The organism is Chitinophaga sp. W3I9 (assembly GCF_050434025.1).
Taxonomy (GTDB): domain Bacteria; phylum Bacteroidota; class Bacteroidia; order Chitinophagales; family Chitinophagaceae; genus Chitinophaga.
In genome coordinates, this window is the sequence record NZ_JBNPWC010000001.1 from 7692147 (window position 1) to 7705117 (window position 12971).

9 protein-coding genes are annotated in these 12971 nt (G+C 47.8%); 3 read left to right on the forward strand and 6 right to left on the reverse strand.

Annotation, left to right across the window (positions count from 1 at the left end; all coding sequences use genetic code 11):
- Together QFZ51_RS31290 and QFZ51_RS31295 are read left to right on the forward strand one after the other, a co-directional pair.
- The gene (locus QFZ51_RS31290) at positions 1-2658 is read left to right on the forward strand and encodes a CHAT domain-containing protein (RefSeq protein WP_429051495.1); all 2658 of its coding nucleotides are present in this window, start codon (positions 1-3) and stop codon (positions 2656-2658) included.
- A 79-nt stretch (positions 2659-2737) separates the two neighbouring features.
- The gene (locus QFZ51_RS31295) at positions 2738-3373 is read left to right on the forward strand and encodes a DUF5710 domain-containing protein (RefSeq protein ID WP_370912614.1); all 636 of its coding nucleotides are present in this window, start codon (positions 2738-2740) and stop codon (positions 3371-3373) included.
- Here the strand turns inward: QFZ51_RS31295 and QFZ51_RS31300 are convergent.
- Positions 3368-4222, reverse strand: coding sequence for a tetratricopeptide repeat protein (locus QFZ51_RS31300; RefSeq protein ID WP_429051497.1), 855 nt, complete (start codon positions 4220-4222; stop codon positions 3368-3370). The genes QFZ51_RS31295 and QFZ51_RS31300 overlap by 6 nt on opposite strands.
- Positions 4223-4272: 50 nt before the next feature.
- Positions 4273-5100 carry an adenine-specific DNA-methyltransferase gene (gene yhdJ / locus QFZ51_RS31305; RefSeq protein ID WP_429051499.1) on the reverse strand — a complete coding sequence of 276 codons (828 nt, stop codon included), beginning with the start codon at positions 5098-5100 and terminating at the stop codon, positions 4273-4275.
- Positions 5101-5254: 154 nt separating this feature from the next.
- Between yhdJ and QFZ51_RS31310 the strand changes: the two genes are divergently transcribed.
- The gene (locus tag QFZ51_RS31310; RefSeq protein WP_429051501.1) at positions 5255-5893 is read left to right on the forward strand and encodes a Pr6Pr family membrane protein; all 639 of its coding nucleotides are present in this window, start codon (positions 5255-5257) and stop codon (positions 5891-5893) included.
- 6 nt (positions 5894-5899) lie between these two features.
- Here the strand turns inward: QFZ51_RS31310 and QFZ51_RS31315 are convergent, their stop codons facing one another.
- The 4 genes from QFZ51_RS31315 to QFZ51_RS31330 form a co-directional block, all read right to left on the reverse strand.
- Positions 5900-6925 carry a glycoside hydrolase family 5 protein gene (locus QFZ51_RS31315; protein ID WP_429051503.1) on the reverse strand — a complete coding sequence of 342 codons (1026 nt, stop codon included), beginning with the start codon at positions 6923-6925 and terminating at the stop codon, positions 5900-5902.
- A 12-nt stretch (positions 6926-6937) separates the two neighbouring features.
- The gene (locus QFZ51_RS31320) at positions 6938-11095 is read right to left on the reverse strand and encodes a hybrid sensor histidine kinase/response regulator transcription factor (protein WP_429051504.1); all 4158 of its coding nucleotides are present in this window, start codon (positions 11093-11095) and stop codon (positions 6938-6940) included.
- Positions 11096-11202: 107 nt separating this feature from the next.
- The gene (locus tag QFZ51_RS31325) at positions 11203-11805 is read right to left on the reverse strand and encodes a hypothetical protein (RefSeq protein ID WP_429051506.1); all 603 of its coding nucleotides are present in this window, start codon (positions 11803-11805) and stop codon (positions 11203-11205) included.
- A 27-nt stretch (positions 11806-11832) separates the two neighbouring features.
- A complete protein-coding gene (locus QFZ51_RS31330; protein ID WP_429051508.1) occupies positions 11833-12966 on the reverse strand; it encodes a glycan-binding surface protein in 1134 nt (377 codons plus the stop codon).
- Positions 12967-12971: the final 5 nt, after the last annotated feature.

The following is a 12971-nucleotide window of genomic DNA, read 5'->3' on the forward strand; positions in this document are numbered from 1 at the left end:
ATGGCTGGAGCCCGATCATATATCACCTACCTGAAAAAAGTACTGCTGTTACTGGCGGTATCTGGTCTGTTGATTTCCTGGCAGGACCCAGCACCGGCAGTGCTGAAAAAACACAAGGCCGCCAACCGGCTGGATGAGTGGATCTACGCCTATATTCAATGCCCTGCCGCTTCGCCTGCAGAAAAGGCCGCACAGCTGAAAAGAGCTGCTGCCAATGCCTGGCGGGCGCCCCGGTCTACCGATGAAATACAGGCATGGATGGACCTGCTCATTAACCAGGGCTATTCCCTGTTGCAAAGCGGCGATATCATTTCCTCTACAGACGCCTACCAGCAAGCCTTTGAATGGGGCCGGCAACACACCTCCGTTACTGATCCCGGCCTGGTACTGGAATATATCCTGAAGCCGCTGGGCAACAATTATACGCGGCTCGGCGACTACGAACAGGCGTTGTTTATTCACCGCATAGCGCTGGAATTTGCCCGTGAGCTCAACGATCGTCAGGCTACTGCAGCCACTTACAGCAATCTCGCTAACACTGCCGCCAACATGGGGCAGCTGGAACAATCGCTTCGATACTGCCAGGAAGGCTTGCTGCTGGCGGATAAGCACAGTGCTACCTATGGTTTGCTGTTGTCTGAGCAGGCAGATGCCTGCCAGCAGTTACACCAGTTTCCGGCCGCCAGGCAAAGTATTGCGCAAAGTATCCGCATCCTGCAACAGCAGCCCGCCGGCAACCCGGAAGCCACGCACTGGCTGTTTATGGCCTATCAGCAGGCAGGCGATATTTATCTCGCTGATCCCAAAACCGCAGCACAATACTACTTCCGTGCGCTGTCCATGCCGGAAAGCCAACGCACCCTGCGAAAGAGGGAACAGGCCCGCCTGTTCCTGCGTATCGCGAAGTTGCAAGCTTCGGGTAAGCAACCGGCAAAAGCGCTTCCCTGGCTGGATAGCTGCTCAAAAATATTACTACCGGGAAAGGATATACGCAAAGTTACTACTGAAGATGTTTATGGTGAATACACCCTGCTGGATCTCCTCTTCACCACAGCATCGGTGTACCAGTCGCTCGGGCAACCCGCTACAGCACTGTCCTTATACCGCCTGAGCTTTACCGCAGAAAGGGAGTTGCGGCACCAGTATATATCCCCATCGGCCAAAGAGGCCGCTATATCAGATAGCCGTTACCGTTATGAAGCCGCTATTGCACTGGCCTGGCGCTGCTGGCAAACCACACACCAGGCAGCTTACCAGCTGGCCATCCTGCAGTTTATGGAAGACAGCAAGTCGCAGTTATTGTGGGAAGAAATGCAGCAGCAGTCCATTCATTCCGGCAACGATACTATCCAAAAACGAATCCGGCTGCTGGAGCAGGCGCAGCTCTACTACAGGAAAGAAGCGCTACTCGGTAGTAAAAATGATAGCTTATTGCAGCTTCGCCAGCAGCGACTGGCCTGGGACCTGGCTACTTTAAGGAAAAAAGTACGGCAGACAGCACATAACGGCAATGAATTGTTTTCGCCCGACAGCCTGCTGCACCGGCTGGCTCCCCGCCAGCGGATCCGGACTTACTTTGCGGGAGAGCATACCTTATACAGCATAGAATCGGATCACCAGGGAATACGGTATGCGGATAGCACGCCGCTGGACCGTGATGAGATCCGCTATTTTAAGCAGCATTTTTTTGAAGAAGGGCCGTCGGCCATGGTGAACCATCCGAAGGCCTATCACCAGGCAGCATACCGCCTGTATACGAAAATATTTGCCGGGCACCCATTACAGGCCGGCTACAGTTACCTGCTGATGCCGGATGGTCCGCTCAACACACTCCCAATGGACGCCCTGATAACAGACCCTGTATATAAATCCGCCATCGGGCAATGGTCCTTTCTTGTGAAACAGGCAACGGTATCTTACGCTTATTCATTGCGCACCTGGAACCTACAGATGCAGGCCCATAGCAATCCCGAAGGCTTCAGCGGTTTCTTTATTTCGCGGCAGCACGCCGGATTACCGGACCTGCAGGGAGTTATGAAAGAAAAAGAGTTGCTGGCGCCGGTGATAAATAACGGGCAATGGTTTGTGAATGAACAGGCACACAGTCAACAGTTCAGGAATGCGTTGGAGCAATCGGGCATTGTACATATCAGCACGCACGGGTTCACTCAAAAGGATAGCACCGCTGCCCCGCACCTCATGTTGTATGATGCGCCGTTCTACTTATTTGAATTGAATGGTATTGTCCGCCACCCCGCCCTGGTGGTGCTGAGCGCCTGTAAAACCGGCGACGGCCGCCTGGTAACCGGGGAAGGCATCCAGAGTATGGCGCATGCTTTTATGGCGGGTGGCACGCCTGCAGTGGTAGCCGCTTACTGGAATGTAAACGATGCCACTGCTCCCCTGCTGATGCAACAATTTTATGAGCAACTCACTATACAACACAATGCCGCCACTGCCCTGCAACAGGCCAAGCTAAACTGGCTTAAAGATCCCATGGTAACGGACATGCATAAACTTCCCTATTACTGGGCCGCATTGAGCTTCCAGGGGAATACGGCGGCGGCAGTCCTGTCTTCCTCCCGTTTCTCCTGGTATTGGCTGCTTTTATTGCTGCTGATACCGGCCTTCCTGCTGGTACGCAAATGGATTCGTTAAGGAATCATGAACAGTCCACTGAATTCCCCTTTTTTTCCTTAAATTCATTGAAGAGAGTCTTCAGTCATATCCTGCTTTTATGTCATTACTACTGAATGTTCCCAACGCGGAAAAAGAGCATGCTGCATCTATGGGCGCCCAATGGGATCAGGTGGCGCGCGCCTGGTATTTACCGGAGGACCGGTACGACCGGCTCATAGAGGTGGCCCGGTGGATACCGGAAAAGCATCCTGCCATTATTCTGCCCACCGAAATAAGTATTGTGCAGGCTGGCAGGACGTGCTGGAAATGCCAGCACAATAACCGGGTAATAGCGCTTGCCGGCAATTATTTTTATGAGAAAGATATGAATGAGCGGGATGAGTCGGTATGGCTGGCGCAGGATTTCTTTACAGTATTCCAGCAGGTGTCCAGCATTTCAGATAACCTGCAAACATTTCTGAATGATTACTATCCGCGTTACAAACGGGCGTGGTCAAATACACTGGGGAGTCATTGCTGGTCTAATCATTGCGAATCATGCGACAGCATCCAGGGCGACTGGTTCCTGTTTGATGAAGCAGGCAGCGTGTTTAATCCTACTGTAAGAGAAGAGGCTGCCCGGCTGACGATCAGGAACTATACCCTGAAATATGCGCCCCTGATCGATGCAGTTTATTCTCTCGGAGATCATGCACGGCTCATCAATGAATTTGCAGAAAGAGCGGATCTATAATTTCACATGTGTTTTCAGGAAAATAAAATAGCGGGGATCTTCTTCTGCAAAAATCTCCTTCCCTTCCAGCATATACGCCCTTAACAGGTATTCCAGCGATTGATCATGCTGGTTCAATTCATACAGGCTTTCCCCCAGGCGTAAATTCACAAAGCCGTTGGCCTGTGCATCCGGGCCGTTTAAGGCGTCATAAAAGCTATTGGCGGCCGCCTCATAGTTGCCTTTAAAGTAATACATATCCCCGATGCTGGCATACAACCAGGTACTGGCTTCCCAGTTCCGCGCCGGTTCCGGCAGGAGCTGCAAAGCTTCGGTAAACCGGGCAATGGCGCCATCAAAATCATCTGCATCCGCCAGTTCGTTGCCCGCCTCAGATAAAGCTTCTACTTTTTCGTGGATATCTGCCGGCAGTTCTTCCTCCACTACAGTTGCCAGGCCGGAAAATACATGCAGGTATTTTTCATCCACTCCTTCAAATACGCGCCCGGCCGACTTATGCATAGCCGTAGTAAAATATTCTTCTGCTCCTTTCATATCTCCGTTTTCAAAACGGGCTTTACCCAGTACAAATTCACGTTCACCATCATCTGCACGCGCAGGATCGCATTGTTGTAAGGTATTTGCCCAGCGGAGCATGGCCGGAAAATCTTTTAATATGAAATAGGTTTCTGCAATGGCAAGGGCAATATGATAGCTCTCGTCATACACCTCTTTAGGTGCTGGCAGCAGTTCCCAGGCTTCTTCCAGCTTCAATGCATACCTGGCAGGATCATTGTTTTCAAACAACACCTCTGCTTCTTCCCAGATGGCTTCAATAGCCGCCACAATTTTCTGATCGTGTAATTCCATATATCCCGTTTTAAAAAGTCCCTGTACAACCGGAATTGTACAGCGGCCATTCAGATGATGCCGCTTTCGAAGGAGCGTATCTCACGTTGTAATTTTTCGCCTTTGTATTCATCTGCGAGCTGCAATCTTCGCAGCCCGATCTTTACATATTCTTCCTGCATTTCTATACCGATGCACTTCCTTCCCAGCTCTTTAGCCACCGCGCAGGTAGTGAAAGTACCGGAGAACGGGTCCAGGATTACGTCTCCCGGGTTGGAACTGGCTTTAATGATACGTTCCAGCAGGGCAACAGGTTTCTGGGTGGGATGATTTTCATATTCATCCATGCGGTAGCGTACCCGTGCAAAGTCCCATACATTGCCGGGAACTTTTTGCGTGTTATAGGCAGCCGGCGTGCTTTTCCGGTAGTCGATCAGTTTCCTTTTTGCCCCTGTTTTGGCTTCAATGAGAATATCGGCTGCATTGAAAGTGTAGTTGTTTTTATCGTTTACGCAAAACAGGATGGGCTCATACATGGACCCAAAGTATTTCCTGGCCTGTACGCCGGAGCTATCGTAACTCCATACGATGCGGGAGAGAATATTGATTTTCTGACGCAGGTAAATATCAAAATAAGGCATGAACTGGGTGGCGGTCATTACATAAAAGCTGCCGGCAGGTTTGAGTTTCTTTAGGCAAAGGTCCAGCCACTGATAGCACCAGTTAAGGTATTCTTCTTCCGTATCCCATTTTTCAATATGCCCGTTAAAGTTTTTGCCGATATTATAGGGAGGATCGGCGAAGATGAGATCCACAGAATGATCCGGCACCAGCGTTTGCAGCGCCTGCAACGCATCTCCATGTATTATTGTATGATTGTGGTTACCGAATACTTCCATTTCCTTCTTTTCTGCCGATAAAATTAGCTAAAAAAAGGCCAGGATAAAGATACCCTGGCCTTTTTTAGCGGAAACCTGCGTCAGAAGGTGATCCACACCAAGAATACACTAAATGGGGATTATATTATTATATTCGTATAAATACTAATGGAAGATGAGCCTGAAAAAACCCATTTCAATAAAAATTTTCCTGGCGATCTTATCCTGCTTTGCCTGGTTTGCCCTGATCCCACAGTTTTTCATCACCATCGGCAGTAACCAGGCGCCCTGGTTTGAGAATTTCATCCGGTATTTCAGTTATTTCACCCTGCTTACCAATGCTATGGTAGCCATTTCCAGCACGGTGTTGTTAGTAGCGCCCAATAGCAGCTGGGGACGATTTTTTGCACGGACTACCACCGCTACCGCTATAACGGTGTATATTACTATTGTGGCACTGATATATAACGTGATCCTTCGCCCCCTCTACCAATTTGAAGGATTACAAAAAATATTAAATGAAGTACAGCATGTAATCGTACCGGTACTATTTGTTTTATATTGGTGTGTGTTTGTGAACAAAAGTTCCCTTCAATGGAAAGACTTCCTTCCATGGCTCTGGTATCCCCTGATTTATGTTTTATTTGTACTGATCCGTGGCTCCTTCTCCGGTTTTTACCCTTATCCGTTTATCAACTTAAATGATTTAGGTTTCCGGCAAACATTAATAAACGCCGTTGGAATGGGCGTGCTGTTCACCTTAATGTCCCTGGCTTTTATTGGCGTAGGGAAATTATGGTCGCGTAAAAAATAATTATTGTCAGGGGCGGGTGCTGTAGCCTCTTAATTTCGCCCGGATATATTTACCGGATGCTGTGAGCTGAGCAGCTGTCCAGCCCCCATTTGCGGGCGCACCGGGCAACAGGATAGAACATAACTCGTTGGGCTTATCGGACACCGACCAGTTAATCCAGCTTACCTGGTTGCTTTCCAGGAACGTAAACCACGCCTCCCATTGGGGATAGTCGATGTGGCCGCTGCCGGTAGCTTCCGAGCCGTTACACTCTGTTACAAATACAGGAATGTTTTTGCTGAGCGCATAAGCACAGTCATCTCTCAGCCACTGGCCATGTGACGCCGCATAAAAATGTACCGTGTACATAATATTACTGTAGCCGGTTAAAGGCGCATCTGCTACTTCGCGGATCTTCTGGTCCCAGTGCGGGCAACCTACAATTATAATATTATCCGGATCATATGCACGGATACCGGCAATCACCGCCGCTGCATAGGATTTCACCTGTTCCCATGTTTGCGTTTTATTAGGTTCATTGATGATTTCATAAAGTATGTGCGGATGATGACCATACGTTTGCGCCATCAATTTGAAGAAGGCGACCGCTTCTTCCTGGTGAAATGCTTCGCAATGCCAGTCGATAATTACATAGCTGCCTTTTGCCAGCGCGGCGTCAATTACTTTCTTCAGCAGTGCAAGCTGTCGGGCACGATCATTCAGATAAGCAGGCGTTGCATCAACGCCCATGGCGGCGCGGACAATATCTGTTTTGAAATCATCCGTCAGCCAGTTCACTACGCCCGGGTTCCAGTACTGCGGCCACCAGGTGCTCCAGCCGAAACTTTGTCCGCGCAGGGATATAGTATTGTTACGCTGATCTTTCAGGTAGCGGCCGGATACATGCAACGCGCCATACCGCTGCACCGGTGATCCTGCCGGGAGCGTGTCTTTCGGAGGCTTATCGCCGGCATCCGACCGGGCCGGTTTTGCACAGGCAAAGGCGCATAAAAAGAACACAATGATGTAGAAAGATAACGGGAGCCGTTTCATATGCTGCATAATTTATACTGCTTTCTTCGGTGAATCTTTCCCCGACTGCTTGATATAGGCAGAAGGCAATACACCGAATTCAGCTTTGAAAGATTTTGTGAAATAATGCGGGGTATTAAATCCCACTTCGTATGATATTTCTGCAATACTCAGCTGGCTTTTTTCCAGCATCAGTGCTGCTTTCTGCAGGCGGATAGAGCGGATGAAATCAACCGGTGTTTTACCCGTGAGCAGCAACATCTTTTTATAAAGCGATACCCTGCTGATGCAAAGATGCCTGCTTAATTCTGCCACACTCAGGTTGGCGTTCTGCAGATTTTCTTCCACATAAGCCAGTGCGGCAGCGATAAATTTTTCATCTACAGATTGGATGGAGATATCCGCCACCTGCACCTCCACCTGTTTGGTATATACTTTTTTGATAGTGGTTTGTAATGTAAGCAGGTTCCGGATCTTTGACACCAGCATTTCAAAATTGAATGGCTTACAGAGATAGTCGTTGGCGCCTGTTTCCAATCCCTTTATCTGATATTCCTCGCCTACCAATGCGGTGAGCAGGATAATCGGGATATGCGAGGTGCGCTTATCCTGTTTGATTTTTGTGCACAGCTCCAGGCCATTCATTTCAGGCATACTTACATCGCTCACAATCAGATCGGGATGCAATGCCAGCGCCTTCTGCCATCCTTCTTTGCCATTGGCAGCTTCCAGTAAACAGAAGTACTCCTGCAAATTATCTTTCAGGTAGAATCTGAAATCATCATTATCTTCTACCAGCAAAATGGTAGGTTTCTTATTCTTTTCCCGTTGTGTAACGGCGGTTTGCTGGTTCTCTGTAACTACCTCCCCGTTTTCCGCCGGTTCTGTTTTCAGCGGCAGCTCTACTATAAAGCAACTCCCGCCATTGGTAATAGATTCTACCCGGATGCTCCCCTGATGCAATTTTACAAACTCCCTCGTAATAGATAAACCAATACCACTGCCCTGGTTGATGAGCGAGGCAGGAATATCATGCTGATAGAAACGGTCAAAGATCTTATCTACTTTTTCCGGGGGAATACCAATGCCGGAATCCATCACATTGATGCGGAGGCTTACGGTGTTGCCGCTTTCATCTGCCGGGAGACAATTCAGGAACACGCCTACATGCCCACCTGCCGGTGTAAACTTGAAAGCGTTGGAAAGCAGGTTGAATAAAATCCTTTCTATCTTATCATAGTCAAAACTGGTTTCAAGGGAAGAAATATCGGTATCAAACGCAAACTTGATATTTTTCTGTTCCGCAATATCCATAAATGAAAAAGATACTTCTTTAATGAAACGAATAATATCACCCGGGCGGGCATCCAGCTTCAGTTCATACACTTCCATCTTCCTGAAATCCAGCAGTTGGTTTACCAGGTTCAGTAAGCGTCTTACGTTGCGTTTGATCATATTTACCTGGACGTTCTGTTCTGCCAACTGCGGATCTTTCAGCATTTTATCGAGTGGCGCTATGATCAGCGACAAGGGCGTCCGGAACTCGTGACTTACATTCGTGAGGAATTTAATCTTTAGCCGGTCCAGTTCATGCAGTCGCCTGGCTTCTTCCCTCTCCTGCTCGCGGCTCCGTTGCGCTTTTTGTTTTTCCTGCTCCTGTAAAAACTGCGTCCGTATTTTTTTGATACCCCTGTATCTCAGGTAAAATAAACCCGCTAAAACCAGCAACACATAAGTGATGTAGGCGACCTGAGTTTTCCAGAAAGGGGGAAGGATACGGATATTGATCGTGAGCACTTTTTCGTTCCAGGTATCATGTACAGTGGATGTTCTCACTTTAAACACATAGCTGCCCGGATCCACATTGGTGTAAGTGGCTTTGCGGATTTTGTTATCAACGGCTACCCAGTTTTCATCCAACCCTTCCATCTTGTACTGATACTTTACTTTGTCGGGGTTCAGGTAATCCAGTGCGGCAAATTCTATCGAAAAAAAGTTCTGGTTATAATTCAGTACAATATTTTTGGCAATGGTAATAGAAACAGGAAGAATCACCCTGCCATTTATTTTTTCACCGGTATTTACGGTATGATTAAATAATTGGAAATCTGTAAATACCAGTTCCGGTAAGATGTTGTTGATCTTAATACTTGCCGGGTTGAAAATATTAAAGCCGCTGCCTCCGCCAAAGACCATTTCTCCTTTGGAGGTTACCAGGGAGGCATCTTCATTAAACTGCTTTCCCTGCAGGCCATCTTTTACATCATAGTTAATAAAGTTCAGCTTGTACACCTCATTTTCCACCGACACTACGGCATTGGAAAGGCCGTTGGCTGTACTTAGCCAAAGGTTATGATTTTTATCCTCCCGGATGCCGAGTATATTATTGTCTGGCAATCCATCTTCTTCCCGGAACAGGGAAAACTGTTTGGTATTGGGATTAAAAATGTTCAGTCCCTCGCGTGTACCGATACAGATATATCCCCTGCTGTCTTCGATCATGGAAAGGATATTATCATTTGCCAGGCTGTTGGGATTATCATTTTCATGCTGGTAATGCACAAACCTCCCGGTCTTTTTCTGCAATACGTCAATACCGTTCGACGTGCCGATCCAGATATCCTTGCGCCGGTCTTCCAGCAGGGTAAAAACGTAGTTTGAACGGATGCTGACGGAATCTTCCCTTCTTAAATGCCTGAATATTTTTGTTTCCGGATCAAAAATATTTACGCCACCAGACAGCGTTCCCACCCAGATACGGTGTTCACTGTCTTCCATAATTTCATAGATCCTGTTATCAGACAAACTATTGGGGTTCTGTTCATCATGACGGTAATGGGTAAACGTTTTTCCATCGAAGTACTCGAGTCCACCAAGGTAGGTGCCTACCCATATATGCTGTTTATGATCTATACAAATACTTACAAGCACATTGGTGCTTATGCTTTGCGGGTTAGATTTATCGTGTACGTACGCCTTATAAGTACCTGTTTGCGGGTTAAAACAAGTAAGTCCGCCGCCGTTACTGGCCAGCCACAGGTTGCCTTTTGCGTCTTCCGCAAATGCGTTTATGTCGCTGTAGTTGAGTCCTTCCGGTTTCATGGGATCATGGCTGTACAAAGGGAATTTGAAGAGATCCGGATAATAATAATTAACTCCTTTTTTATAAGTCCCAAACCAGATCATACCGGCTGCATCGCTGTACAGCGTGGTAATACTATTTTGGGAAATACTGTTTGGATTACGTTCATCCATTACCAGGTTCTGTACATGAAACCCTGATTTATCGAGCAGGTTGATGCCACCTGGATCGGTGGCAATCCACACTTTGCCTTGTTTATCCTGCATCACCGCATTCACAACATTTGCGGTGATCCTGTTTTCCGGTGCATCTTTATAGAAGTGTTTCAGCAGGTTGCCCGAAGGGCTGTAATAGTAAAGGCCGTCTCCGCTGCCGGTAAAAACCCAGATATCCTGCTGGTGGTCGATGTACAGCTGGTACCTGGTAGCTTTCTTTTTAGCCAGGGTTGCATACAAAGGCATGGCCCTGTATACCACTTTACGGGTACGGGTGTCAAATTGTTCCACCCATCCGTCGAGGTATGCAATCCACAGGTCGCCGCGATCATCCAGCGCAATATCAGATATGGCAATGGAATGAAGGGAGGTACTATCGTTTGCAGCAACGCAGTAGGCTTTTATTTGTTTGGTGTGTTCATTAAGAATGATAATGCCATGATCGGCATGTAAAAAATAAAAATCGCCGTTGGCGCCCTTCAGTATTTTTTCTACCTGGTAGCCATATACCTGCAGCGGGTGCAGCAATTTGGCTACATCATCATTGAAGCTGTCTGTTTCCGGATCATAGATAGAAAAGCCAAGCTGTGTTCTGATCCACAGGCGGTTCCCGGGGGCATCATAAATTTGGGTAATAAAATTATCACTGAGAGAAGTGGCATCATTCAGCCGGTGTTTATATACCTTAAATTTAGAACCATCAAACCGGTTCAATCCATTCAGGCTTCCCATCCACAGGAATCCTTTGGCATCTTTGAGGATGCTGGTAATTCCATTATGGGACAGCCCGTTATTTACATCCAGGTGCGAGAAAGCATACGGTATATCCTGTGCAGAAACGGACGTGCAGTACATACATAACAACAGCAGGTATTTTATATTGGTAAGTTTCATCTTATAACGCGGACGCAATTGAAAAAAGGTATATCCCCGCTGCCGGTAGTGACAGCGGGCGATATGAAAATACGATTCCTCTGTTTAAAATGTATGCTATTTTCGGGTTATTCAATCACCAGCGGATTTTCCGACTCAATATCCATTGGTGTGGTACCGTCCGTGCTGAATACCAGTGTGCCGGTAGTGGCCGTGGCCGGTACCTTCAGCACCAGGTCTGTCACCGATTTGCTGACAAATTCCGTTACTGCAGCATCATCGTTCCCAAAAGTGACCCGCGTTACCCAGTTTACAAAAGTGCCTTTAATGGTGATCGTAGCTCCTTTGGCGGCGGAAGCGGGAATCGTGGTAATGGTTACCGGCACATTGAGGTTCAATACCGTTTTGGATACAATATCGCCTTCAGGTGCTTTCAGGGTAACCACTCCTTTCTCCGTTTCCTGCGGCACCGTGATGACGATATGATCGGCCGTTTGTTCTGAGAAGGCCGCGGCTTCTACGGTAGCGCCTTTCAGCACGATGGCGGTTACCTTATTAAGATTGGTACCGATAAAGCCGATCTTGTCGCCTGGCTTTGACCCGGATGGGCCAAAGCTCAGGAGTGTTACCTTATCCGTTTTAACGGCATCGTCGTCGTCTTTACTGCATGACATCAGTCCGGCGATGAGCAGGAGCAGCCAAAGCAGTTGTTTATATAAAATAGTTTTCATTGAAATGAGTTGAGAACTTGTGAACACTTATTTCTTAATCACTTTTGGCACTACGCGGAAATTATCGAACGACATATCGCAATCGAGGTCACCGGCGCCGCTGAACACAATCCTGGTGTAGTACCCATTGGGTTGCACGGTTTGTTTGGCGTAGCTGGCGGTTACTTCTTCGTAGGGAATAGTCACGGTTTGCCACACGCCTTTGGTGTCGTAAGGAGGCATCCAGGAGAAGTCGCCTTGGCCGTCATTCTTCACACCTACACAAAATTTAAGTGCATTATTGTTGTAGGGCTTCTTCGTGTTCAGTTCAAATTTCAGGTTATAGTTTTCCGGTTTCAGGATGGCTTCATCCGGGATATTTTTGCTGATGGGCCCCATGGCATCTGCAGGTCCGCCGGCCAGCTCCACCCAGCCCCAGTTGCTGATGGGTTGTTTTACGCGGATATAGTTACCATTGATAGCGGCAGGGTCGCCGGCGCCCGGATTGGTTACTACAAAAGAGGAATTCCACCAACCGGTGAATGGGTCGCTGCTGATAAAAATGTTCCTGTTATCGCGGAACCAGAAATCGGAAATGGCTTCCCCGAAATTGGTTTTAACGGTGATTTGCCCTGGTTGTGCGCCGGCAGGCACCCTTACTCTCACCTGCTTATCTGTTGTTTCCACTATTTCGCCAACAGCGCCACCGGTAAAGGTTACCGTTACGGGCGCATAGAAAAAATCACCTGTGATCACGGCTACATCCCCGGCGGCCACATATTCACAATCCATCCGGGTAACCAGTGGTTTGCTGATTTTTACCGGGAAATTGTACTCTAGTTTTTTTCCGCTGCCGAAGATGATCTTCAGTTTATTATCTACTTCTACCGGGATTTGGGAAGGTATGCTTACGAGGATAACGGTAGGCGTAATGTAGGGTTGTGTAAGACTGGCTTTCTGATCGTTGAACCAGATTTCCCTGGCGTCTCCGAGGTTCTCCCCTACAATGGCGATCAGCACACCCTGCCCGGCTTCTACGAGCAAGGAGTCGCTGGTAGCGGGATCTGTGAGCCGGACATAACTGATCCGCGGCTCTCCGTTGTTGGGGAGGTTATCTTTGCTACAGGAAATGATTCCTATACACATAATGAGCAATACTATGGAGCTATATATCTTTTGCATGAGTA

What these genes read in the sequence shown, in the direction of transcription:
- QFZ51_RS31300 (WP_429051497.1), bottom strand. Translation starts at nt 4,222, where the DNA reads ATGGAATTACACGATCAGAAAATTGTGGCGGCTATTGAAGCCATCTGG.
- QFZ51_RS31330 (WP_429051508.1), bottom strand. Translation starts at nt 12,966, where the DNA reads ATGCAAAAGATATATAGCTCCATAGTATTGCTCATTATGTGTATAGGA.
- QFZ51_RS31320 (WP_429051504.1), bottom strand. Translation starts at nt 11,095, where the DNA reads ATGAAACTTACCAATATAAAATACCTGCTGTTGTTATGTATGTACTGC.
- QFZ51_RS31290 (WP_429051495.1), top strand. Translation starts at nt 1, where the DNA reads ATGGCTGGAGCCCGATCATATATCACCTACCTGAAAAAAGTACTGCTG.
- QFZ51_RS31295 (WP_370912614.1), top strand. Translation starts at nt 2,738, where the DNA reads ATGTCATTACTACTGAATGTTCCCAACGCGGAAAAAGAGCATGCTGCA.
- QFZ51_RS31310 (WP_429051501.1), top strand. Translation starts at nt 5,255, where the DNA reads ATGAGCCTGAAAAAACCCATTTCAATAAAAATTTTCCTGGCGATCTTA.
- QFZ51_RS31315 (WP_429051503.1), bottom strand. Translation starts at nt 6,925, where the DNA reads ATGAAACGGCTCCCGTTATCTTTCTACATCATTGTGTTCTTTTTATGC.
- yhdJ (WP_429051499.1), bottom strand. Translation starts at nt 5,100, where the DNA reads ATGGAAGTATTCGGTAACCACAATCATACAATAATACATGGAGATGCG.
- QFZ51_RS31325 (WP_429051506.1), bottom strand. Translation starts at nt 11,805, where the DNA reads ATGAAAACTATTTTATATAAACAACTGCTTTGGCTGCTCCTGCTCATC.